The 394-nt window shown below is 34.8% G+C and carries 1 protein-coding gene; it reads right to left on the bottom strand.

The window, feature by feature from the left end; all coding sequences use genetic code 11:
• Positions 1-394, bottom strand: a 394-nt coding sequence (locus tag J7R05_RS08800) for a type III PLP-dependent enzyme domain-containing protein (RefSeq protein ID WP_484479018.1), incomplete at both ends; no start/stop codon positions are given.

The following is a 394-nucleotide window of genomic DNA, read 5'->3' on the forward strand; positions in this document are numbered from 1 at the left end:
AAAAATATCACCAGCAAGACAAGATTTTCCGCAAACCATAATTTCATGAGGACCTTTATTAGGTTTCAATTTGGCATCTTCACGATAAATTAAAAGATCAAGCATATGAGCTTCTGTTGAACTATCAACACTAGCAAGGTTTTTTTCATTATACAATGTATCAAGCACACTTACTTCTAATGTAGTACTGTTAGTGATGGCCGCTTCTCCTGGCTCTAAAAAAATAGGGACATCGTAGGTTTGAGAGAAATGTTTTAGACGTTCTGCAAACGCTTTTAGAGGATAATTTTCAGCTGTAAAATGAATTCCACCGCCAAGACTAATCCAGTCAATTGCCGTAAAGAGTTCTGCAAATTTTTCTTCCATATGATTAAGCATTTTGTTGAAAAGATTA

This window comes from Bartonella capreoli (assembly GCF_902813205.1).
Lineage (GTDB): Bacteria > Pseudomonadota > Alphaproteobacteria > Rhizobiales > Rhizobiaceae > Bartonella > Bartonella schoenbuchensis.